The 19,858-nt window shown below is 66.6% G+C and carries 20 protein-coding genes and 1 tRNA gene; 12 read left to right on the forward strand and 9 right to left on the reverse strand.

Annotated elements, in window-relative coordinates:
- The first annotated feature begins 170 nt into the window (after positions 1–170).
- The 3 genes from ACFJGT_RS07500 (at position 171) to sugE (ending at position 1,490) form a co-directional block, all read left to right on the forward strand.
- Entirely contained in the window at positions 171–485 is a 315-nt protein-coding gene (locus ACFJGT_RS07500) for an integration host factor subunit alpha (RefSeq protein ID WP_047573001.1), read from the forward strand.
- On the forward strand, positions 482–1,018 hold the full coding sequence (locus ACFJGT_RS07505) for a MerR family transcriptional regulator (RefSeq protein WP_377847450.1): 537 nt from the start codon (positions 482–484) through the stop codon (positions 1,016–1,018). Before ACFJGT_RS07500 ends, ACFJGT_RS07505 begins: the two co-directional genes overlap by 4 nt.
- A 154-nt stretch (positions 1,019–1,172) precedes the next feature.
- The gene (gene sugE / locus ACFJGT_RS07510; protein ID WP_377847452.1) at positions 1,173–1,490 is read left to right on the forward strand and encodes a quaternary ammonium compound efflux SMR transporter SugE; all 318 of its coding nucleotides are present in this window, start codon (positions 1,173–1,175) and stop codon (positions 1,488–1,490) included.
- Positions 1,491–1,500: 10 nt separating this feature from the next.
- Here the strand turns inward: sugE and ACFJGT_RS07515 are convergent, their stop codons facing one another.
- The 3 genes from ACFJGT_RS07515 to ACFJGT_RS07525 form a co-directional block, all read right to left on the reverse strand.
- Positions 1,501–1,671, reverse strand: coding sequence for a hypothetical protein (locus ACFJGT_RS07515; RefSeq protein ID WP_377847454.1), 171 nt, complete (start codon positions 1,669–1,671; stop codon positions 1,501–1,503).
- 85 nt (positions 1,672–1,756) lie between these two features.
- The gene (locus ACFJGT_RS07520) at positions 1,757–2,722 is read right to left on the reverse strand and encodes a LysR family transcriptional regulator (protein WP_377847456.1); all 966 of its coding nucleotides are present in this window, start codon (positions 2,720–2,722) and stop codon (positions 1,757–1,759) included.
- 47 nt (positions 2,723–2,769) lie between these two features.
- Positions 2,770–3,195 (reverse strand): DoxX family protein, encoded by a 426-nt coding sequence (locus tag ACFJGT_RS07525; protein ID WP_377847458.1) that lies wholly within the window; start codon positions 3,193–3,195, stop codon positions 2,770–2,772.
- A 203-nt stretch (positions 3,196–3,398) separates the two neighbouring features.
- Here ACFJGT_RS07525 and ACFJGT_RS07530 point away from each other — a divergent pair, with 203 nt between their 5' ends.
- Together ACFJGT_RS07530 and ACFJGT_RS07535 are read left to right on the forward strand one after the other, a co-directional pair.
- On the forward strand, positions 3,399–4,331 hold the full coding sequence (locus ACFJGT_RS07530; RefSeq protein ID WP_377847460.1) for a ring-cleaving dioxygenase: 933 nt from the start codon (positions 3,399–3,401) through the stop codon (positions 4,329–4,331).
- Between the two features lie 105 nt (positions 4,332–4,436).
- Positions 4,437–5,060: an alpha/beta hydrolase gene (locus ACFJGT_RS07535; protein ID WP_377847462.1), complete on the forward strand. Its 624-nt coding sequence runs from the start codon at positions 4,437–4,439 to the stop codon at positions 5,058–5,060.
- Between the two features lie 414 nt (positions 5,061–5,474).
- On the opposite strand, the gene ACFJGT_RS07540 is transcribed toward ACFJGT_RS07535, so the two are convergent.
- A complete protein-coding gene (locus ACFJGT_RS07540) occupies positions 5,475–5,726 on the reverse strand; it encodes a hypothetical protein (RefSeq protein ID WP_377847464.1) in 252 nt (83 codons plus the stop codon).
- A gap of 738 nt (positions 5,727–6,464) precedes the next feature.
- On the opposite strand from ACFJGT_RS07540, the gene ACFJGT_RS07545 reads away from it, so the two are divergent.
- Positions 6,465–6,542 (forward strand) — tRNA-Pro (locus tag ACFJGT_RS07545).
- A 952-nt stretch (positions 6,543–7,494) separates the two neighbouring features.
- Positions 7,495–8,313, forward strand: a complete 819-nt coding sequence (locus ACFJGT_RS07550; RefSeq protein WP_377847466.1) for a class I SAM-dependent methyltransferase — start codon at positions 7,495–7,497, stop codon at positions 8,311–8,313.
- Here ACFJGT_RS07550 and ACFJGT_RS07555 read toward each other — a convergent pair.
- Positions 8,283–9,554, reverse strand: coding sequence for an O-antigen ligase family protein (locus ACFJGT_RS07555; protein WP_377847469.1), 1,272 nt, complete (start codon positions 9,552–9,554; stop codon positions 8,283–8,285). The genes ACFJGT_RS07550 and ACFJGT_RS07555 overlap by 31 nt on opposite strands.
- Positions 9,551–11,104 (reverse strand): undecaprenyl-phosphate glucose phosphotransferase, encoded by a 1,554-nt coding sequence (locus ACFJGT_RS07560; protein ID WP_377847472.1) that lies wholly within the window; start codon positions 11,102–11,104, stop codon positions 9,551–9,553. The genes ACFJGT_RS07555 and ACFJGT_RS07560 overlap by 4 nt, the downstream gene beginning before the upstream one ends.
- A gap of 521 nt (positions 11,105–11,625) precedes the next feature.
- Between ACFJGT_RS07560 and ACFJGT_RS07565 the strand changes: the two genes are divergently transcribed.
- Together ACFJGT_RS07565 and ACFJGT_RS07570 are read left to right on the forward strand one after the other, a co-directional pair.
- The gene (locus ACFJGT_RS07565) at positions 11,626–11,979 is read left to right on the forward strand and encodes a DMT family transporter (protein WP_377847474.1); all 354 of its coding nucleotides are present in this window, start codon (positions 11,626–11,628) and stop codon (positions 11,977–11,979) included.
- Positions 11,976–12,311: an SMR family transporter gene (locus ACFJGT_RS07570; RefSeq protein WP_377847476.1), complete on the forward strand. Its 336-nt coding sequence runs from the start codon at positions 11,976–11,978 to the stop codon at positions 12,309–12,311. The genes ACFJGT_RS07565 and ACFJGT_RS07570 overlap by 4 nt, the downstream gene beginning before the upstream one ends.
- Before the next feature lie 195 nt (positions 12,312–12,506).
- On the opposite strand, the gene ACFJGT_RS07575 is transcribed toward ACFJGT_RS07570, so the two are convergent.
- Positions 12,507–13,670, reverse strand: a complete 1,164-nt coding sequence (locus ACFJGT_RS07575; protein WP_377847478.1) for a glycosyltransferase — start codon at positions 13,668–13,670, stop codon at positions 12,507–12,509.
- 16 nt (positions 13,671–13,686) lie between these two features.
- A complete protein-coding gene (locus ACFJGT_RS07580; RefSeq protein ID WP_377847481.1) occupies positions 13,687–14,247 on the reverse strand; it encodes a polysaccharide biosynthesis/export family protein in 561 nt (186 codons plus the stop codon).
- 663 nt (positions 14,248–14,910) lie between these two features.
- Here ACFJGT_RS07580 and ACFJGT_RS07585 point away from each other — a divergent pair.
- Complete coding sequence (locus ACFJGT_RS07585; protein ID WP_377847483.1) at positions 14,911–17,076, forward strand: GumC family protein; 2,166 nt, start codon at positions 14,911–14,913, stop codon at positions 17,074–17,076.
- A 20-nt stretch (positions 17,077–17,096) separates the two neighbouring features.
- Here ACFJGT_RS07585 and ACFJGT_RS07590 read toward each other — a convergent pair whose 3' ends face one another.
- Positions 17,097–18,320 carry a GNAT family N-acetyltransferase gene (locus ACFJGT_RS07590; protein ID WP_377847485.1) on the reverse strand — a complete coding sequence of 408 codons (1,224 nt, stop codon included), beginning with the start codon at positions 18,318–18,320 and terminating at the stop codon, positions 17,097–17,099.
- A gap of 186 nt (positions 18,321–18,506) precedes the next feature.
- Here ACFJGT_RS07590 and ACFJGT_RS07595 point away from each other — a divergent pair, with 186 nt between their 5' ends.
- Positions 18,507–19,541 carry a polysaccharide deacetylase family protein gene (locus tag ACFJGT_RS07595; RefSeq protein WP_377847487.1) on the forward strand — a complete coding sequence of 345 codons (1,035 nt, stop codon included), beginning with the start codon at positions 18,507–18,509 and terminating at the stop codon, positions 19,539–19,541.
- Positions 19,538–19,852, forward strand: a complete 315-nt coding sequence (locus tag ACFJGT_RS07600; RefSeq protein WP_377847489.1) for a hypothetical protein — start codon at positions 19,538–19,540, stop codon at positions 19,850–19,852. The genes ACFJGT_RS07595 and ACFJGT_RS07600 overlap by 4 nt, the downstream gene beginning before the upstream one ends.
- Positions 19,853–19,858: the final 6 nt, after the last annotated feature.

Below are 19,858 nucleotides of genomic sequence, written 5' to 3' on the forward strand. Positions count from 1 at the left end.
CGAAAATTGTCATGAAACATCGTCATTTCGGGTCGAATCCGGCCTAGCACGGCACAGTGGCCGTGCTTGAGGATTGACCCGCGCGACGGGGGCGCCTAGCGTCCGCCGTCCGTAATGGCGAAGGGCCGGTGGTTTTTGCCGCCGCCTGCAATACGCCTTGGAGGATATGAATGGCGGGGCAAACGGTCACTCGTGCGGACCTGTGCGAGGCTGTCTACCAGAAGATCGGCTTGTCGCGGACGGAGTCGTCGAAGCTCGTCGAAGCGGTGCTCGACGAGATCTGCGATGCGGTCGCGCGCGGCGAGAATGTGAAACTCTCTTCGTTCGGTTCTTTCGTCGTGCGAGACAAAGGCGAGCGAATCGGGCGTAATCCGAAAACTGGCGTTGAGGTGCCGATCGAGCCGCGTCGCGTGATGGTGTTCAAACCCTCGAACGTGATGAAGGCCCGTATCAACGGTCAGACGGGTGAGGGTGAGACTGAGTGAGCCTGGAGTTCCACGCCGGCGACACCGAGGCCGAATTGGACACCAAGAGCCCAGATGCCTTCCGGACCATCAGCGAGGTCGCCGAAGACCTCGACATACCCCAGCATGTGCTTAGATTCTGGGAAACCCGCTTCAACCAGATCAAGCCGCTGAAGCGCGGCGGCGGACGCCGCTACTACCGGCCTGACGACGTCGCCCTGCTCAAGGGCATCCGCCGCCTGCTCTATGGCGAAGGCTATACGATCAAGGGCCTCCAGCGCATCCTGAAGGAGCAGGGGCCGCGCCATGTCCAGGCGATCGGACGCGGCGCGCCGATCGGCTCCATGGGGGGCGGCGCGACGGCGCCCGTGCCCGGTGGTCCTGCTCTGCCCAACGACTCCGTCGATGTTACCGCCGAGCGGCAGCAGCCTTACCGGCAGCCCGTTCCCGAAGGGCTCGACGACGTCTCCATCCTGACGGCGGTGATGAAGGAGCTCGGCGAGTGCCGGCGCATCCTCGAACAGGCCCTGCAGCCGGCACCTGACGCGGCTTGATCCAGGGCTTGCGGTCGCGCCTGCGGCGTTTGCGCCGATGCAGGCGCTGCGCCGGTTGATCGTCGCTCCCTGGGCCATAGGTTCAAGGCCGGGGGCGCCCTTGCGCGTCCTCTCCGGCGCGGATCTTGCGCCCCATCTCTCAAGGAGCGCCTGCATGGCTTGGCTCTATCTGTTCGTCGCGGGCCTGTTCGAGGTCGGCTGGGCCATCGGCCTGAAATACACCAACGGTTTTACGCGGCTGGTGCCGACGCTGTTCACCGGCGCCAGCATGATTGTCAGCTTGGGCCTGCTCGGGCTTGCCCTGAAATCGCTGCCGGTCGGCACGGCCTACGCAGTCTGGACAGGCATCGGCACGATCGGCACGGCGATCCTCGGCATCGCCTTGCTGGGCGAGCCGGCTGGAGCCTTGCGGCTGGCCTGCATCGGCCTGATCATCGCCGGCATCGTCGGGCTCAAGCTGGTCTCGGCGTAAAGGCCGGAGCTCAGCGTCGACTCCAGGATTCCGGCCAGTAGCCGCCGCGCTCCAGCAGCACGATCAGCACGATGACGGCCAGCGTGACCACGAGGGTCATCAGCTTCGCGTTCCAGGGCACGCCGCGGCCGATGAGCCAGATCAGGCTGAGGCCGATGATCAGGGGGATGACGATCTCCATGGCACGAGCCTAGCCTGCACCAGGGTTGTGCTGCAATCGCCGGCTGGGTCCACGATGATCGCGCAGGGGGAAGGCCCGTCGGGATCTATGGCCCGGGCTCTTCCGTCGCCGGGGTCTCCGGCCCCATGCCCTTGCCAATCGGGCGACTGCCCTCGACCAGTGGCTTCAACCCCGCAAGCTCGACCGCCAGGAAGTCGAGGAAAAGCCGGACCCTTGGCGTGTGGCGCATGTCCGGATGGGTCAGCAGCCAGAGATCGGCGGCGAGATCCGGATCAGGGTCGCCGAACCGCCGGAGGGCTGGGCGCGTATCGCCGATGAAGCAGGGCAGGAAGCCGACACCGATCCCGGCCTCGACCGCCTCGGCGAGGCCGAGCACGGTGTTGAGCCGGTAGACGACGCGCTCCGGCGCAACATGGCGGGCGAGATAGCGGACGGCGCTGAGCAGGGTGAACTGGTCGCCGAGCGAGACCCAGCTCCGCTCCCACAGGCTTTCGCGGGACGGCGGTTCGGCCTCGGGAAAATCGACGGCGCGGCCATAGAGCGCCCAGGCGATCCGGGCCGGCTTGCGGCCGACCAGCGTCTCCGGCGGATTGTCGGTGGCGCGGATTGCGACATCGGCGTCGCGCTTGGAGAGATTGGCCGCCTGGTTGCCGATCAGGATATCGAGCCGGATATCCGGGCATTGATCGAGAAAGCGCGCGAAGAGCGGAGTCAGTAGGTCGACCAGCAGGGAGTCGTTGGTGGCGACGCGCAGCTCGCCGGCCGGCTTGATCTCCTGCCCGGCGAGCTTGCGGGCGAAGGCGGTGATGTCGTCGTCGACGCGGGCGGCGAGCTGGATCATCTCCTCGCCGGCCGGCGTCGCGACGTAGCCGCTGCGATGGCGCTCGAACAGGCGGGTGCCGAGTGATTCCTCGATCTGGCCGAGGCGACGGAACACCGTCGAGTGGTTGACGCCGAGCGCTACCGCGGCTGCAGGCAGCGCCCGTTTGTCGGCGATCGCCTTGATCAGGCGGAAATCGTCCCAGGCCAGGGGCTTCGCGGCTTGATTCATCCGCTCACTCTCGGCCAAGGGACGCTCCCCTTCAAGGCGGGCTCGCGTCACGCCAGCGCCGGCTTGGCGCTGATGGCCGGGCGCGTGCCGGTGACGGCAAGCGCGCCATCGCCGATCAGCACATGCGCCAGTGCGGTGAGAGCAAGGAAGGCGGGATATTCCCAGCCGCCATTCGGCGCATTGAAGACCCAGCCGTTCGGGGCATGGATCGCGAGAGCTCCGAGCAGGACCGGCAGCAGCGCGGCCGAAACGAGGCGGCCATGGAAGCCGATGAGGATGGCAAGGCCGCCGAGAAGCTCGGCCAGCATGATCGGCCAGGCGAGGAAGCCGGGCAGCCCGACCTGCCCGAGGAAACCGGTGAAACCGGCGGGCGTGAAGATGACGAGCTTGAGATAGGCGTGGGCGATGAACATCAGGCCGAGCGCAATGCGCAGGCCGAGGGCGCCGTAAGGGGCGAGGCGATTGTCGATCATGGGACGTCTCCTGAAACGGGACCGGTTGGTCTTGGGCGAGAAGATCGGGCGGCTTCGTCCGCAAATCAAATTGTCGTTTGGCGTTCTATGCATTGCATCAATGCAATGAAATGGCTCTGGCGCTCGGCGCCTTCCATGCCGATCTTCCGGTCAACGGAGCGGATGTCAGCTCGCCGCGATCAGGAAAACGGAGGACCTACACCATGCAGATCAACGGCCTTCACCACGTCACCGCCATCTCCGGCCCGGCGCGCCGCAATCTCGATTTCTATGCCCGCGTGCTCGGACTGCGCCTCGTCAAGAAGACGGTCAATTTCGACGATCCCGGCACCTATCACCTCTATTTCGGCGATGCGCATGCCGCGCCCGGCTCGATCCTGACCTTCTTCCCGTGGGAGCATGCCGCTCCCGGCCGCCTCGGCGTCGGCGAGACCCAGGAGACGGTCTTCCGGGTTCCGGAAGGCTCGATCGGTTTCTGGGCGCATCGCTTCGTCGAGCAGGGGGTGCCGCACGAGGCGCCGCTGAAGCGCTTCGGCGAGACCGTGCTGAGCTTCCGCGATCCCGACGGCATGAGGCTCGCCCTCGTCGGCCTGCCGGGCGTCGAGAAGGAGCCCGCCTGGGCGGAGGGCGGCATCCCCGCCGAGCATGCGCTGCGCGGCTTCCACAGCGTCAGCCTGCTGCTGGCCGATGCGGCGCCGACCGGCGCCATCCTCAGCGACGTTTTCGGCTTCACCGAGATCGGCCGCGAGGACACGCTGATCCGCTATGCCGCCAAGGGTACGGCGGTCGGCGGGGTGATCGACCTGCGCGTTGCCGGCGGGTTTCTGCCGGCCCGGCAGGGCGCGGGTTCGGTCCACCATATCGCCTTCCGGGCGGCCGATGACGCCGCGCAGGAGGAGATGGTGCGCCGTCTCGTCGAGAGCCACGGCATCCGCACCACGGAACAGCGCGACCGGAACTATTTCCGCTCGGTCTATTTCCGTGAGCCCGGCCATGTCCTGTTCGAGATCGCGACCGATATCCCCGGCTTCGCGGTCGACGAGCCGGCGGCCCAGCTCGGCCGGTCGCTGAAGCTGCCGCCGCAATATGAGGCGCACCGCAAGGAGATCGAGGCGGTCCTGCCCGTTCTCGGCTGACGACACCGCCGCCCGCTATCCAGGCGAGCGGCGGAGCGACACCGCGACGACCTGCCTGCTTGTCGCAAGGGGCAGGGCGGTTCCGCTTGATCAAGGGAGACGACCATGACCGCCACGACCACCGATACCGATTTCATCCATGTCTTCGAGCCCGGCAGCGATCCGGCTCGCCGGCCGCTCCTGCTCCTGCACGGAACCGGCGGCGACGAGCGTGATCTCCTGTCGCTTGGCCGCACCGTGGCGCCGGGCGCGAGCCTGCTCTCGCCGCGCGGCAAGGTGTTGGAGGGAGCGGCTCCGCGCTTCTTCCGTCGCTTGGCTGAAGGCGTCTTCGACGAGGCCGATCTGAAGCGCCGCACCGATGAGCTGGCGGAATTCGTCTTGTGGGCGGGGGAGCGCTACGGCCTGCCGGCGCCGATCGCGCTCGGCTTTTCCAACGGTGCGAATATTGCGGCGGCGATTCTGCAGCAGCGGCCGGAAATCCTCGCCGGCGCAGTCCTGCTGCGGGCGATGACCCCCTTCTCGGAGCCGCCCCGCGCCGCTCTCACCGGCAAGCCCGTGCTGATCCTGTCGGGCGCGCTCGATCCGATCGTGCCGAAAGCCAATGCCGAGGCGCTGGCAGGGCAGCTCGGCGCGAGCGGGGCCGTCGTCGAGCATCATGTGCTGCCGGCAGGCCATGGTCTCGGGCAGGGGGATATCGACCTGCTCGGCGGCTGGCTGGCGCGCAACTGAATCGGGGCGGCATCGCGGAGAAGCACTGCGATGCCGCTGGCACGGCCGGAACATTGCCAAGCGCAGTGGATAGGCGGCTGGCGTGAAGCTAATGCAAGAAAACAAGGGGCTGGAGCAGCTCCGCGCCTCGGAACGACGTGGAACTCTTCTAGTCGATCAGAGGCATCAGGACGGCCATCGTAATGGCCAGAAGCACGAGCATGCGCAGCAGAACCGCCCGCTGGCTCGTAACCGGCATGTCTACCGAACGCGACACGGCACGCATCTTCGACCTCCCAATCGACGCTACGTCAGGGGATCGTGAGGCCTGACATAGCGTCTGGCAAGCCGGCTGAAGATGCCGTGCGGTGGACAACTCCGCCTGTTTCGGTCCGTGCCTGTGTGAACCCGGCGCGGCGAAGGGGGCGGTGGCTTTCAGCTGGCCTCGGCCAGCACGTTCCCGATCGGGTCCGCCACGATGACGCGGCGCGCCTTGCTGGCCTGCTCGGCCATCAGGACCTGATCGATCCTGCGGCGATACTCGGCCCAGGACCCAAGGCTCAATCCGCAATTGGCGCAGGAGACGACGCTGGTATCGCTGAGCGTGTGCGGAATCGAGACGCCCGGCGAGCCGCAATCCTCGCAATGGAACCAGTCTTGCTTCAACGCGATACCGTCCGTGTTCATGATTGACGCTACGGCAATTCGTGCGCCGCGCCGCCATCAAGGGCCATCGCAGATGACTATGGGCTGAACGCGGGACGCCGGAGCGGAACGGATGGTTACTCGACGGCCGAGGCCAGGTCGCGATGATCGGTCCGCGCAACCCTCTCGCCCTCGTGGCTGGTCGAGACCAGGCGCAAAGCGGGCCGCCCGGCCGGCTGAACCGAAGGAAGATCCTTCCGGCTGGCGGCGGCACGACGAATCTGAGCCCGTCGCGCGATGAGCGACATCTGATGCTTGTGTTTCATGATGGAATGACCCGGAACCGCACGTTCATCATCGCATCGAGGCAAGTGTTCGTGCAGCCCCCATTTGGGGTGTCCGATTCCGGAAGGCCGATCAGCCGCCGGGGTCAGATCACGAACATGAGGATCAGGGCCGCCGCGCTGTTGATCGCGGACAGGAGCCAGTGCGGCACGGTGACGCCGATCGCCACCGCCGAATTTTCGTCCTGATCGAGCATGAGCCCCTCATCCGATCCTCGGACGAAAGCGCAGCTCGGGCCTTGGCGCAGCCCCCATTTGGGAGAGATGCGAGAGGACCCGGCGGGCATGTTTCGGCGGCCGGAGAGAAGACGGGCCCGGCGTATCGGGCGGGAACCGCGTTGTCGACGCGAGCCATGGCCATCATGCGACGAGATTGTTCATGATCATGTCGAAGCGCATTGCATCTGCGCCGCCCCGCCACTATAAGCCGAGCCGTCGGAGCGTAGCGCAGCCCGGTTAGCGCACTTGTCTGGGGGACAAGGGGTCGGAGGTTCGAATCCTCTCGCTCCGACCATTAAATCCTCAAAATCAATGCTTTAAAGCGTTCGTGGTTTGAGGCGACGCGCAATGATGTTGCGCGCGATTTCGCGAATCTGCGCAGAAGTCTCCATCAAAGCCGTACGGGATACTCGCTGACGCCCTCCGCGATCCCTCGGAGTGATTCCCATGGCTGACCTTGAGCCATTCCCGCCGACAGGGGACTCAAGTTCGATAGCGCGGCACTAGCATTCGGCACATGTGGGGGGATTGTAATTGGTGGGCGGCGGCGGCCCGCCATACCGTCCGCCTCGATATCCGCCGCCGCCATAGGCTGGGCCCCCGCCATAGCCCGGACCCCCGCCATAGCCCTGGCCACCACCATAGCCCGGCCCTCCGCCATAGCCGGGCAGGCGCCCGACGGGCCTTCCCATCGGCCGGCACCCGTATGCGTTGCAGGTCGACTGGGTGTAGACGCCGGTGCGCTGATCGATGCAGCTGTTTGGCGTGCACAGCATCTGAACCCGATGAACATCCTGCAAAGCCGGGAGCGGGGAGATCGGCAAGGCTTGCGCTCCGGTCGCAAGCGAGCCGAACAACAGAGCCGGTGCAACAACTGAGAAGCGCATCGAGATTTCCTCCTGGCGCAATGATCGGCCGCCAGACCTGAACGGTTGCTGTCTGTTCGAGTTCCGCACCGCCGGCGAGCCCCAGCGTATCGAGCTGACTGCTCGTCAGCTCCGTCGCCGCTCACCCAAGGCCAGCCCGCCTCGCAAGGGGATGGAGCGTCGAAATCCGTTCTGAGCTGCCCCGGCGGATCCGGCTCCGTCCCTCTTGGGCTCTGTCCGCGCCTGAAATGGCGAGGTTCGGGGTCAAGCTGCGCTCTTAAGATTATCCGTTTACCTTTGTTTAAGCTTGTCGTTGCGGCCCTGCGGCTCTGCAGCCAATGTCCCATAGGGAAGGCAGGGTGCGCAGAGTCGGAGGCGATCATGTCCACGGCAAGTCTTGCGATCGCGGGCTCCGGGCCGGAGCGCCGGGCTATGGCGCAGCCGGCCGGCTCGCTCGCCGGGTTCTTCGAGGAGATCAGGCCCCACTGGCATTCGCAATGGGCCTGGGATCACTACGAGGCGACCATTCTCGGGCTGGCGCATCAGTTCGGCCTGCGCCGCGTCTGCGAGATCGGCGGCGGGCGCGGTCCGCTGTTCACCCGAGAGCAGGCCGTCCGCAACGGCATCGACCTCATCGTCAACGACATCGATGCCGGCGAGCTGGCCCTGACCGGGCGCGGGCTCGCGACCGCGCGCTTCGATATCGCCGGCGACCTCTCCGAGCCCGATGTCCGGCGCGGCGGCTACGACATGATGGTCTCGCGCATGGTCTTCGAACATGTCGACGGGGTCGAGCGGGCCTGGGCCAACATCCATGAACTGCTGGCGCCCGGCGGCGTGGCGCTCGCGTTTTTCCCCACGCTGTGGGCCCCCGTCTTCGCGTTGAACCACGTCTTGCCCGAAAAGGCCTCGCACGCCATCGTCCACGCCCTGTTTCCGGCGCGCCGCGAGGGCGGCGGCTATCCGAAATTCCCCGCGCTCTACGATTGGTGCCGCGGCGATCCTGCCTTGCTCGAGCCGATGCTGAAGCGGGCCGGTTTCGCCGAGAGCCATGTCCAGCGCTTCTGGGGGCATGGCTATTTCGACCGGATGCCGGGGTTGAAGCAGGTCGACCACGCCTTCAATGCAGTGGCTGCGCGGATCGGCTGGAACTTCGTGACGACCTACGCCTATGTCGTGGTCCGCAAGGGCCGGGGCTGAACGGGCGCGCTTTCGGCCTCGCTGTCCGGCCCCAATGCGGCGAGCCCCCAGATCAGGCCCATCAGCAGATAGAGATGGCGCCAGTGATCGGTGTCGATCTGGAGGCCCTGCAGAATGGTGACGAAGAGCACCGACCAGATCGCGATGGCGTGCAACTGGGTCGCCCCGCGCCGGAAGACCAGCCGCCAGCCGACATAGCAGGTCGCGGCCATGAGGCCGAGCCAGAACAGCCCACCGAGCCAGCCATAGGAGGCGAAGGCGTTGATATAGACGTTGTGCGGGTCGGCCTGGTTGAAATGCCAGCGGAAACGCAGCGGCCCGAAGCCGTTCGGCGCCTCCAGCAGCATCGGAATGGCGCGCCACTGGTTGCCGAAGCGGCCGGTGACGCCCTCGTCGTAGTCCTGCACCAGGCTGGCGCGCATCTCGAAGACGGCGCGGACCTCCTCGAAGGACAGCGCGACCAGCAGCGCTGCGATCGCGGCGCCGAGCGCGGCCGCCGACATCCCGACGATGCGTGCCCGCGCGGCGGTGTTCGGCGCCGTCAGGAAGGTGAGAGCGATCATCAGGGCGGTCGACGCGACCAGCACGCCCCAGGCGCCGCGCGAGAAGGTGAAGAACAGGGCCGTGAGCGGGATGCTGAGCATCACGAGGCCGCGCAGCATCCGGGTCTGCCCGGTCAGGATGCGCTGCAGCACATAGACGATCGGCAAGGCGAGATAGGGACCCAGGACGTTGGGGTCCTTGAACGTGCCCGAGGCGCGGCCGTAGAGCGTGAAGATTTCACCGAGCCCGGCGATGTCGAAATAGCCGAGAAGGGCCGCAAGCCCCGCGACCCAGGCGGCGAACAGGTAGCCCCGGCGCAATGTCTCGAGCCGGCCCGCTGCGTCCTGCGACATGATGCCGGCGACGAAGACCGCCGTGACCATCAGATAGACCGAGACCGCGGTGAAGCGCACCGAAGGGCCTTCGTCCATCCAGGGGATGAGCGAGATGATGCCGCCGATATTATAGCCGAGCAGCAGCAGCGCGAGCGGCAGGAGCTTCTGCGAGAACCGAATGCCGGTGAGCGCGAAGACGAACAGCACCAGCAGGAAGACGATCTCGTAGGGCGAGGGCTCGACCAGCGCGATCCCGCTCGAGGCGGCCAGCAGCCACAGGGCGCCGCGCTTGATCGCGGCATAGGAGATCGTCAGACCCGGGCCGCGTCCTTCCTGCGGCGTGTCGTGCGCCAGCGTGCTCAATAGGCGTTCTCGTTCTTGGTCAGCAGCGAGAACGGCGTCTTGGCGAGAATGTAGAGGTCGAGCAGCACCGACCAGTTTTCGATATAGTAGAGATCGTGCTCGACGCGCCGCTGGATCTTCTCGTCGGTATCGGTCTCGCCGCGCCAGCCGTTGATCTGGGCCCAGCCGGTGATGCCGGGCTTGACCTTGTGGCGGGCGAAATAGCCATCCACCACCTGCTCATAGGCCCGGTTCGAGGCCTTGGCGTGGATCGCGTGCGGGCGCGGGCCGACCAGCGAGAGGTCGCCCTTGAAGACGACGTTCATCAACTGCGGCAGTTCGTCGATCGAGGTCTTGCGGATGAAGCGGCCGACGCGCGTGACGCGCGGATCGTCCTTGGTGACCTGCTTGGCGGCTGTATGATCGGCCATGTCGTTGCGCAGCGAGCGGAACTTCAGGACGTCGACGGTTTCGTTGTTGAAGCCGTAGCGCTTCTGGCGGAAGAAGACCGGCCCCTTGCTGTCGAGCTTGATCGCGATCGCCGTCGCCAGCATCACCGGCGAGAGGACGATCAGCGCGAGCGTGCCGACGACCTTGTCGAACGCCCATTTGACGACGATGTCCCAGTCTGCGATCGGCCGGTCGAAGACGTCGAGCACCGGCACGGCGCCGAAATAGGAATAGGAGCGCGGCCGCAGGCGCAGCTTCGACATATGGGCCGAGAGGCGGATGTCGATCGGCAGCACCCAGAGCTTGCGCAGCATGGTCAGCAGCCGCGCTTCGGCCGAGATCGGCAGGGTGAAGATGACGAGGTCGAGCTTGGTGCGGCGCGCGAATTCGACGAGGTCGTCGATCGTGCCGAGCTTGGGATAGCCCGCGACGAGGTCGGGCGAGCGCTCGTCGTTGCGGTCGTCGAACACGCCGCAGATGCGCAGGCCGGTATCTTTCTGGCTCTCCAGGGCGCGGATCAGGGCCTCGCCCGCTTCGCCGCCGCCGACGATCGCCGTGCGCCGCTCCAGCCGGCCGGTGCGCGTGAGATGGCGCACGCCCGTCGTCATGATCACGCGCCCCGCGAGCAGGGCGCCGACGCCGGAGAAATAGAAGCCGATCAGCCAGACACGCGAAACCTGGTCGCCGATCTTCAGGAAGAAGAAGGCCGCGAGCGCCACCAGGAACAGCATGGTCCAGCCGGTGACCAGCCTGACCGCGCTGCCGATGAAATGGCGCAGCGCACCGATCGGGTAGAGCTGCAAGGCCTGGAAGAGCGTCAGCGAGCCGAGAGCCAGCGCGCCGACCGTCACCTGGTAGGGCAATGTGTAGTCGACCTTGCCGGCCGCATAGAGCCAGTAGATCAGGCCGCCCGTGCCGAGCACGGCGAGCAGGTCGAGCAGCCGGGCCACGCCCTCGATCATCACCGGGGAAAGGGTCGGCTTGACGGGGATGGCCGCGATGCGCTCGGCCAGCGGATGGAAGCGCCGCGTCTGCCCCTTCTCGGTTCCGCCGAACATGGCCGGCGTCGCCGAGGCGGCCGCGTCCGCCTTCATCATATCGCGGACATCGAAAGTCCCCATCACCCTACACCCTCAACTCGGAGCGCCGCGCCGGGGGTGCAGCGATCCCGGTTTGGCTCTATCCGAAATTGCTCACGGAACATTTAACCGGACCGCTTGCTGTTTCGAAGGATTCGTAAGCCTTCGGGGCACGGCAATGGCCGCGCCGGGCGCGCTTGCGCATGCTGCAAAAAAGCGGTGGCGAAAAAGAGGATTTTATCTTGGCCGGCCAGTGATTTGGCGCAGGTCTAAATCGGCCGAAAATGCCCTGATTTCCCGCAAGTGATTGTTATTGCAAGTGATCGAGAGTTGACAGAACGAGGTGGCGTAGGCATATTGGCTTTCGATGAGTGTCTGAGAAGCATATATCGCTCAAGATGAGCGCCGCGCCCCAACAGGTGTTTTGCCTATGGCGTGGTCTGCTGGATTGATGTTCCGGCTAAGTCTTCTTTTCGGACCTGTCGATTTAAAACTCTAACGATTGCTTGGCTGTCCCTGCGTCGCACCCGTGACGTTCAGCGCCGGCTTCGCCCGTGTGCATCATGTCTTTTCATTGGTTGGTTCTGCTCGCGGCCATCGCCGTCGAGATCGTCGCGACGGCCGCGCTGAAGACGGCTGTCTCCAGCTCATGGGTCGTCGGCACCTTGCCGCTGGTCCTGATCGGTTTCTCTTTCGTCCTGCTCAGCATCGCGCTGCGCGTCATTCCGATGGCGGTCGCTTACGCCGTCTGGGAAGGGCTCGGCATCGTCGGCATCGCGCTGATCGGCCATGTGCTCTTCGGCGAGCACCTGACCCCCGCGCGGGCGGCGGGTCTCGCCGCGATCCTGGCAGGTATCCTGCTCATCGAGAATGGAGTGGGACACGAACGCGGCGAGGATCACGGGAGGCTCGCGTGAACGCCTCCTTCGTGCAGGCTGCGCCGTTTCTCTGGCTCCTGCTCGCCGTCGCCCTCGAAATCGGCGGCACCTATCTGCTCAAGCTCTCGGACGGCATGACCCGCCGTGCGATGGGCGCCGGCGGCATCGTCCTGGTCATGGGCGCCTTCGCGGCGCTCGCCCAGGCCATCGAAGGCATGGACCTTTCGGTCGCCTATGCGGTCTGGGGCGGGGCGGGGCTGGTGATCACCGCGATCATCGGCGCGCTGGTCTTCGGCCAGCGCATCAGGCCGGCCGGCTGGCTCGGCATCCTGCTGGTGCTTGGTGGCGTCGTCGCGCTGAAGATGGTCTGAAACCGCCGCTCGGAAGCCCTTGTCATTCCGGGGCTTCGCGTCAGCGAAGAACCCGGAACCCACGACGGGGTGAGCGGCTGACAATCGGGCATCGAAGGTCTCGCCCAGTCGTGGGTTCCGGGCTCGCGCCTGCGGCGCGCCCCGGAATGACAAGGGTGGTTCGAGACTGCCGTGGTCAGCGCCGAAGGAAATGCCTCAGGCGACGCCGCGCGCCTTCAGCGCGTCGCGGTAGCCCGCGATGACGCCGTCGATCATGTCGTCGAGGCGGAAATTCTGCCGCACATGGCCGGCAAGATCGGCCGCCTGTGCGAGCCGCTCGGCCTCCGGCGTCTCGATCATGGTCTTGATCGCGCCGGCGAGGACCGCCGGATCATTGGCCGGGATCAGGCGCTGGCGATGGCTCGGGCCGTAGATTTCGCCGATGCCGCCGACATCGGTCGAGATCAATGGCTGCGCCGCCGCGGCCGCTTCCAGGATGACATAGGGCAGGGATTCCGCCCGCGACGGGATGACCATGGCCCGCGCGCGTGCCAGTGCCTCGCGGATGGGGGCGGGCGGCTCGAAGGCGCATTGGTCGGCGATGCCACGCTCGCGCGTCATCTGCTTCAGTTCGTCTTCGTCCGGTCCCGAGCCGACGATCAGGATCCGCGGGGTCAGCCTGTCCCGGCGGCGCAGCAGCGCCAGCGCGTCGATCAGCGTGTCGACGCCTTTGGCCGAGCGCAGCTCGCCGAGATAGAGCAGGTCGAAATCCGCGACCGCGTGGTCGATCGGCTCGAACTCCGCGTCGGAGACGCCGTTGAGTACCACGCGATGATCCGTGCGCGGCAGGTGGCCGACATGGGCCTCGAAGCGACCGGCGATGAAGCGGCTTTCGAACAGGAACATGTCGGTCGCGCCTTCGAGCAGGCGCTCCACGCTCATATAGACCTTATGCTCCACGCCGCCGGCCTTGTAGTTGAAGCTGCCGCCATGGGGCGTGTAGGCGGTGATATAGCGCCGGGCGGGCGAAAACAGTGCGGGAATGCGGCCATAGACCCCGCCTTTCGAGCCGTGGCAGTGCACCACGTCCGGCGCGAGCCGCCGCCGCAACGATATCTCGGAGAGCTGGGCCTTGAGGTCGGTGATGCTCGGATAGCGGGACATCGGCACCCGCGTGACGCCCAGCGTCAATTGGCGGCCAAGCTCGCGAAAGACCGCGTCGGCCCGCGCCCCGCCGGTGCTGGAATCGCAGAAGATGCCGACATCGTGTCCGCGCTCGACCTGGCCCCGGGCCACGTCGAGAACGTGCCGGAACAGTCCGCCGAGCGGCGCGCGGAAGACATGCAGGATTTTCAGGGGGCGGGCGGGGCTGTCCGTCATCGGGGGCGCCGCGACCTCAGAACCAGCGTTCCTTGATGACGATCGTATCGCCCGGCTGCACCGGATAGGTGATCGGCACGGTCGCGGTCACGGTCTGGCCCTCGATCTGGCGCGTTACCTCGGCCGAGGAGCGCTGGCCGCGCGGGGTGAAGCCGCCGGCGATCGCGACGGCGGTCTGCACCGTCATGCCGTTCACATAGGGGAACTGGCCGGATTGGGTGACCTCGCCGAGCACGAAGAAGGGCCGATAGGTGTCGACCTCGACCGAAACCTTGGGCTCGCGCAGGTAGCCGCCGCGCAGCTTGGCCTCGATTGCCTGGGCGAGCTGTTGCGTCGTGCGCCCCTGCGCCTCGACCGAGCCGATCAGCGGCATGGCGATGCGCCCGGCGCCGTCGACGGCGTAGATGTTCGAGAGATTGTCCTGCCCGAAGACGATGACGCGCAGCCGGTCGCCGCTGGCGAGCCGGTAAGGGCCAGCCGGCTCGGCGAGCGCATAGTCCGACGCCGGATAGCGGGGCGCGCAGGCGCCCGCAGTCATGGCGGCGGCCAAGGCGAGAGAGGCGAGGCGTCGACTCATCACTGGCTTACCCGTGCAGAACTGGCCTGATCTTTAGGCTCGATATGGTTAACAAACACTTCTCGCGGGCACCGGCCAGCCCCGCGGCAGAGCTGTTCGAGATTGTTCTGGAAGGAAGGGGCGCGCAAAAACGCTGCCGACTGCTTGGCTGTGGGGGTAGCTGCAGTCGGCAGCGGCCCGATCATGGCGACACGTTTGATCGAACGACCCGAGATTCGCTTCCCGGGCTGAAGGGCCGATGAAGTTGCCGTTCAGAATGCCGTAACGAGTCGTTAACCTTCGTTACCGTGTGCCGGGCCTTGTGCGCCGAAATCGCCGGTCGCGGGCTGCCGAGGGGCGCGCTGGCGGCTGACGGGCGCGGTTGCCGTTTACGATTGAGAGGGGCGGCGGGGTGAAAAAAACACGTCTTGCCGGCGAAAATCTCCTGCGCGAAATCAAGGGCGCGCCGCCGCGCCTGGCGCCTCGGAAGGCTGGTTTGGGGCTGGGATCGACCGGAATCGAATCGGGCTGGCAGGCTCCGCGTTCGGGGTGAAAGGGGCGCCATGCCGCCGGCGACGTTAACTAAGGCGATGAGATCGTTAGGGGTTCATTAGGCTTACTGGGCTTTCAATGGCGCCCGCGTCCCTTCCACGGGACGAGAGTTTTGCGTCGATAGGTGGGCCCATGACCGCTCAAGCTGGGATTGATGCGCGCGGCGCTGGCGAAGGCCGGGGCGACATGCTCGATCTCTCCGCCCTCTGGGCGGCGATCAAGCGCCGCAAATTCTGGATCATCGCGCCGACACTCGCAGCTCTCGGCTTGTCCTTCGTCGCGGTGAACGTCGTGACGCCGCGCTATACCGGCGAAGCCAAGCTGCTGCTCGAAAGCCGGGGCGGCTTCTATGCGCTGCCGGGCCAGGCTGCGGCCGATAGCGGCCAGTTCGATTCCGAGGCGGTCCAGAGCCAGGTCCAGCTCATCATGTCCCGCGACCTCGCACGCGAGGCCGTGAAGCGGATCGGGCTCGTCGGCAATGCCGAATTCGATTCCGGCGTCGGGGCGCTGAGCGCAGTGCGCAAGCTTGCCGTCATGATCGGGCTGGGCGGCCATCCGGCGGATCGCTCGCCGGAGGAGCGCGTCCTCGAAAAGTACTATGACCGGCTGCTGGTCTATCCGGTCGCCCGCTCGCGCATCGTCTCCATCGAGTTCACCTCGCGCGATGCGGCGCTCGCCGCCAAGGCGGCCAACACCATCGCCGAGACCTATCTGGAGTTTCAGGAGCAGGCGAAGCAGGAGAATGCCCGCAGCGCCTCGAACTGGCTCTCGACCACGATCGAGCCCCTGCGCAAGCGCGTTGCCGAGGCCGAGGCCAAGGTCGAGGACTATCGCTCCAAGAACGGCCTGTTCGCCGGGCCCAACAACACCACCATCACCTCCCAGCAGCTTACCGACCTCTCGGCGCAGCTCTCCAGCGCGCGCAGCCAGCAGGCCGAGTCGCAGGCCAAGGCCGGCCTGATCCGCGACGCGATCAAGCAGGGCCGCACCTTCGAGATCCCGGATGTCGCCAATAACGATCTGGTCCGCCGCCTGATCGAGCAGCGCGTCAACCTGCGCGCCCAGATCGCGGCTGAATCGCGCAGCCTCCTGCCCGAGCACCCGCGGATCAAGGAGCTCAACGCCCAGCTTCTCGATCTCGAAGGCCAGCTCCGCGCCGCTGCCGAACGCACGGTGCGCACGCTCGAGAACGAGGCCAAGATCGCCGGTCAGCGCGTCGAGAGCTTCCAGGCCGCGCTCGATGGCCAGAAGAAGAACGTCTCCAGCGCCAATGACAGCGAAGTGCAGTTGCGCGCGCTAGAGCGCGAAGCCCGTACCCTGCGCGAGCAGCTCGAACAATACATGCAGCGCTATCGCGAGGCGGTCGCGCGCGACACGCTGAACGCCACGCCGGCCGATGCCCGCATCATCTCGCGCGCCGTCGAGCCGACCGAGCCCTCCTTCCCGAAGAAGCTTCCGGTGGTGCTGGTCTCGACGCTCGCGACCTTCCTGATCGCGCTGGCGACGATCGTGACCCGCGAATTGCTCAACGGCCAGGGCCGCCCGCTGCCGAATACGCCGCGCGGGCCGCGCTGGGTTTCCGCCGGCTCGACCGAGGACGAGGGAGATGCGCCTGGCCCGGTGCCGGGTGCCGCGCCGCGCCATGCGCGCGTCGCCGGCCTGCTGACCCATGCCGGAAAACTCGGCCAGACCCGGCTCGACCTCGACCGGCCCGAGCTGACGCTGGCCGAGATCGCCGAACGGACCCGCGAGCCGGCGCGCGGCATGGCGCCGCTGGCGCTGGTGCTCGATGGGGCCGGCGAAGGGGCCGCAAGGCCGCGCGACCTTGCCGAACTGCTGGCACAGCGCTGCCGCTGCGTGCTCGTCGACCTCTCCTCCGATCATGCGGTCGGGGAGGCCGGCTTCTCGGAACTGCTCGCCGGAGAGGCGCTGTTCTCCGACATCATCATGCGGGAGCCGGGATCGCGGCTGCATCGCATCGGGGCGGGCCATGCCGGCCGCACTGCGGTGCTGGCGGCCCCCGATCTCGTCGATGTCGCGCTCGATGCGCTTTGCGAGACCTACGACTGGGTGCTGGTCGCGGCCGCCTCCAACGACGATGGGATGGTGCTGGCGCCGATAGCCCGCCGCGCGCAGGCGGGGCTGGTGATGAGCGGGCAGGTCGGCAACGGCCATGCGCTCGAGACCGCCTATCGCCTGAGTGAACTGACCGAGGCGCCGGTCACGCTGATCCTCGATGCCGAGGGCGGCGTGCCGATGCCCCCGGTCTCGCGCTCGGAGATGCCCGTCGGCGCCTGACACAGAGAGGCGGGGCGGTCCTATTCGTCCTCGGAGCGCTTGCCCCGCAGCCAGCCCGATGCCCGGTGCGCGAGCTTCAGCGCGAGCGGCGAGCGCTTGATCCGCCGCTTCAGCTCGCGCTTCGTCCGGGCGATCCGGGCGAAGACCCGACCCTTGAAGGTCAAGGGCAGGAAGCTGTCGACGAGATCATCATGGTCGTCGCAGAAGGTCGTCTTGTAGCGGGCCTCGCCGACGCCGAGATCGAAGACCGCGACGCCCTCGCGGGCTTTCAGGCGGATCAGTTCGGCCAGCAGCAATTCGCCGGGGCTCGTCTTGACGGTCTCGCTGGCCATGTCGAACGAGGTCGCCATGCCCGAGAAGCGCTCACCCTGGATCGCGCCGACATAGGTCGCCACCGCAAGGCCGTCGAGGTCGAGGGCGTAGAGCTCGATCGCGGGGCGCCCGGCGCCGTCATCCCTGGCCGCCTGTTCCAGGAAGGCGCGCATCGCCGGCTCGGCGAAGGGGTCGGGCACGCCCATGGCGCGGAAGCGCTCCGCCTTCTGGGCCAGGAAGGCGTCGATGATGCGCGCTACCTCGCCGGGCGCCTTCGCGCGCGTCAGCACCGACGGGCCGAAATCCTTGAAGCGGCTGTGCTTGTTCTTGAGCTTCTTGCGCGCATGGCTGCTCATCGAGCGCCTGAGCGTCGCGTCGCCGTCGCCGGCGATCAGGGCAAGCTTATAGGCGCGGCTCGGGCTCGGGCCTGCCGCAAGCCGCGCCGCAGGGTTGTCGACGCCCTGCCAGATGACCGGCTGGTTGACGAAGGCGAGCGCGTCGAGCCCGCCGATCGCATTGCCGATTTCCGTCAGCATCCGTGCCGTCAAGACGGCGTCGAGCTGCGCGGCGAAGGCCGGAGCATAGAGCCCCATATGGTAATTGGCGTGCTTGCCGCCGATGAACTCGGCGAAACGGAAGCCGCTGCGCCGGGTGATGACGAGCGGCAGAAGCGCGCAAAGCGCGCCGTCGGCACCGTGCACCAGCGCATAGCGGAGTGCCATGCCATGGGCGGTCCCGATCGTCTCGACGAAAGGCCTGATCCAGTCATAGCTCTGATAGGGCGTCACCAGCGCGGTCGCCTCGAAGGCGCGCCACCGTTCGGCCAGCGCCGCGATATCGGTCTCGATCGCGATCGACGCCCAGGGGCGCGATACGGCGCCGGCGGCGGTCGCGTCAGATATGGCCGGCGTTGAGGCGGTGGCTGCGGGCATGTTTCCTTCGCCCATGGCGAGCGGGGCAGATGGCGTCTCCTTAACCCGTCATTGTGAACGGATCGGCCACACTCCCGCGGCCCGGCTGCGCGATCGCGCGATAGCGTTAGCGGGGGGTTGCAAAGAGGACGGTTGCAGTTGGCGGCGATGAACGGGCGTCACAGGGCCATCGCGGCCATATTCCGGATGATGGCGGCAACCGGCGCCGACCGCTGGAGCCGCGGCTTCGCGCAAGGGCAGGGCGTCATCCTCACCCTGCACCATGTCCGGGCTGCCGAGACACGCGGCTTCGCGCCGAACGCCCTGCTAGACATCACCCCGGACTTTCTCGACCGCGCGCTGCGCCTGATCCGGGCAGACGGCTACGACATCGTCTCGCTGCAGGAGGCGTTGGCACGCCTGCGCAATCCCAAACCCGGCCGCTTCTTCGTCGCGCTGACCTTCGACGACGGCTATCGCGACAATGTCGAGGAAGCCTGGCCCGTGCTGGCCAAGCACGAGGCGCCCTGGACCCTGTTCGTGACGCCGGGCTTCGCCGACCGCACGGCGCGGCTCTGGTGGGTCGAGCTGGAGGAGGCGATCCGGGCGCTGCCGCGGCTCGATCTCGCCTTGCCCAATGGCCGCTTCACGGCCCGCACCGAAACCGATGCCGAGAAGAATCGCGCTTTCGCTAGGCTCTACTGGATTCTACGCCGCGGGCCGGAAGCGATTCTGCTCTCGGCGATTTCGACGCTGGCGACGGAGGCCGGCATCGACCCGGCAGCCCTGGTCGAGCGCGACTGCCTGCCTTGGGAGACATTGCGGGCCTTGTCGGGCGCACCGGGCGTGACCATCGGCGCTCATACCCTGACGCATCCGATGCTGGCGAAGCACGAGGCGGATGTCGCGCGTCGCGAGATCGTCGAGAGCAGGCAGCGTCTGGAGACCGAGCTGGGTATCCCGATCCGCCATTTCGCCTATCCGGTCGGCGATTCCGGTTCGGCCGGCCCACGCGATTTCGCGCTGGCTGCGGAGGCGGGCTTCGAGAGTGCCGTCACGACGCGGCCGGGCCATCTCTTTCCCGAGCACGCCGGCCATCTCCACGCCCTGCCGCGCGTCTCGCTCAATGGCCTCCACCAGAACGATGCGGCGCTGCGGGCGCTGCTGTCGGGGCTGCCGTTCTGGCTGCGAAGCAGGGGGCGGAAGCTCGGACGCGGGGTAGATGAGAGGATAGGCAGTTGAGCGGAGAACTCTTCGGCTTGGTCGGCTTGCCGGCGATTCTTTTCGCTGGCGGGTACCTATTGGTTTATCCCGGAGGGGGAACGGCCGCGATCATTTTGGGTAAACTTGCGGCCGTTTTCATCGTCGGCGGGTTCTTATTTGTCGCCTATATGTCGATGAACATGCCGAACGTGCATGATGATCCAAAAATATTCATGACTTACGCGATTTTCATCGTCGCGGGCGTGCTGTCATGCTTCAAGTGGCGGATCGGCCTTTTGACATTGCTGATCCCCTACGCGCTGATGCTATATTTCTATCTGCATTCCTGACGGCGC

It is taken from the genome of Allobosea sp. UC22_33, from assembly GCF_042700715.1.
Lineage (GTDB): Bacteria > Pseudomonadota > Alphaproteobacteria > Rhizobiales > Beijerinckiaceae > Allobosea.

Bases quoted from the DNA above. Each gene is read 5' to 3' on its own strand.
- ACFJGT_RS07550 (WP_377847466.1), top strand. From the start codon at position 7,495: ATGTCCACGGCAAGTCTTGCGATCGCGGGCTCCGGGCCGGAGCGCCGG.
- sugE (WP_377847452.1), top strand. From the start codon at position 1,173: ATGGCTTGGCTCTATCTGTTCGTCGCGGGCCTGTTCGAGGTCGGCTGG.
- ACFJGT_RS07565 (WP_377847474.1), top strand. From the start codon at position 11,626: ATGTCTTTTCATTGGTTGGTTCTGCTCGCGGCCATCGCCGTCGAGATC.
- ACFJGT_RS07560 (WP_377847472.1), bottom strand. From the start codon at position 11,104: ATGGGGACTTTCGATGTCCGCGATATGATGAAGGCGGACGCGGCCGCC.
- ACFJGT_RS07580 (WP_377847481.1), bottom strand. From the start codon at position 14,247: ATGAGTCGACGCCTCGCCTCTCTCGCCTTGGCCGCCGCCATGACTGCG.
- ACFJGT_RS07585 (WP_377847483.1), top strand. From the start codon at position 14,911: ATGACCGCTCAAGCTGGGATTGATGCGCGCGGCGCTGGCGAAGGCCGG.
- ACFJGT_RS07500 (WP_047573001.1), top strand. From the start codon at position 171: ATGGCGGGGCAAACGGTCACTCGTGCGGACCTGTGCGAGGCTGTCTAC.
- ACFJGT_RS07575 (WP_377847478.1), bottom strand. From the start codon at position 13,670: ATGACGGACAGCCCCGCCCGCCCCCTGAAAATCCTGCATGTCTTCCGC.
- ACFJGT_RS07525 (WP_377847458.1), bottom strand. From the start codon at position 3,195: ATGATCGACAATCGCCTCGCCCCTTACGGCGCCCTCGGCCTGCGCATT.
- ACFJGT_RS07590 (WP_377847485.1), bottom strand. From the start codon at position 18,320: ATGCCCGCAGCCACCGCCTCAACGCCGGCCATATCTGACGCGACCGCC.
- ACFJGT_RS07540 (WP_377847464.1), bottom strand. From the start codon at position 5,726: ATGAACACGGACGGTATCGCGTTGAAGCAAGACTGGTTCCATTGCGAG.
- ACFJGT_RS07515 (WP_377847454.1), bottom strand. From the start codon at position 1,671: ATGGAGATCGTCATCCCCCTGATCATCGGCCTCAGCCTGATCTGGCTC.
- ACFJGT_RS07530 (WP_377847460.1), top strand. From the start codon at position 3,399: ATGCAGATCAACGGCCTTCACCACGTCACCGCCATCTCCGGCCCGGCG.
- ACFJGT_RS07535 (WP_377847462.1), top strand. From the start codon at position 4,437: ATGACCGCCACGACCACCGATACCGATTTCATCCATGTCTTCGAGCCC.
- ACFJGT_RS07595 (WP_377847487.1), top strand. From the start codon at position 18,507: ATGATGGCGGCAACCGGCGCCGACCGCTGGAGCCGCGGCTTCGCGCAA.
- ACFJGT_RS07520 (WP_377847456.1), bottom strand. From the start codon at position 2,722: ATGAATCAAGCCGCGAAGCCCCTGGCCTGGGACGATTTCCGCCTGATC.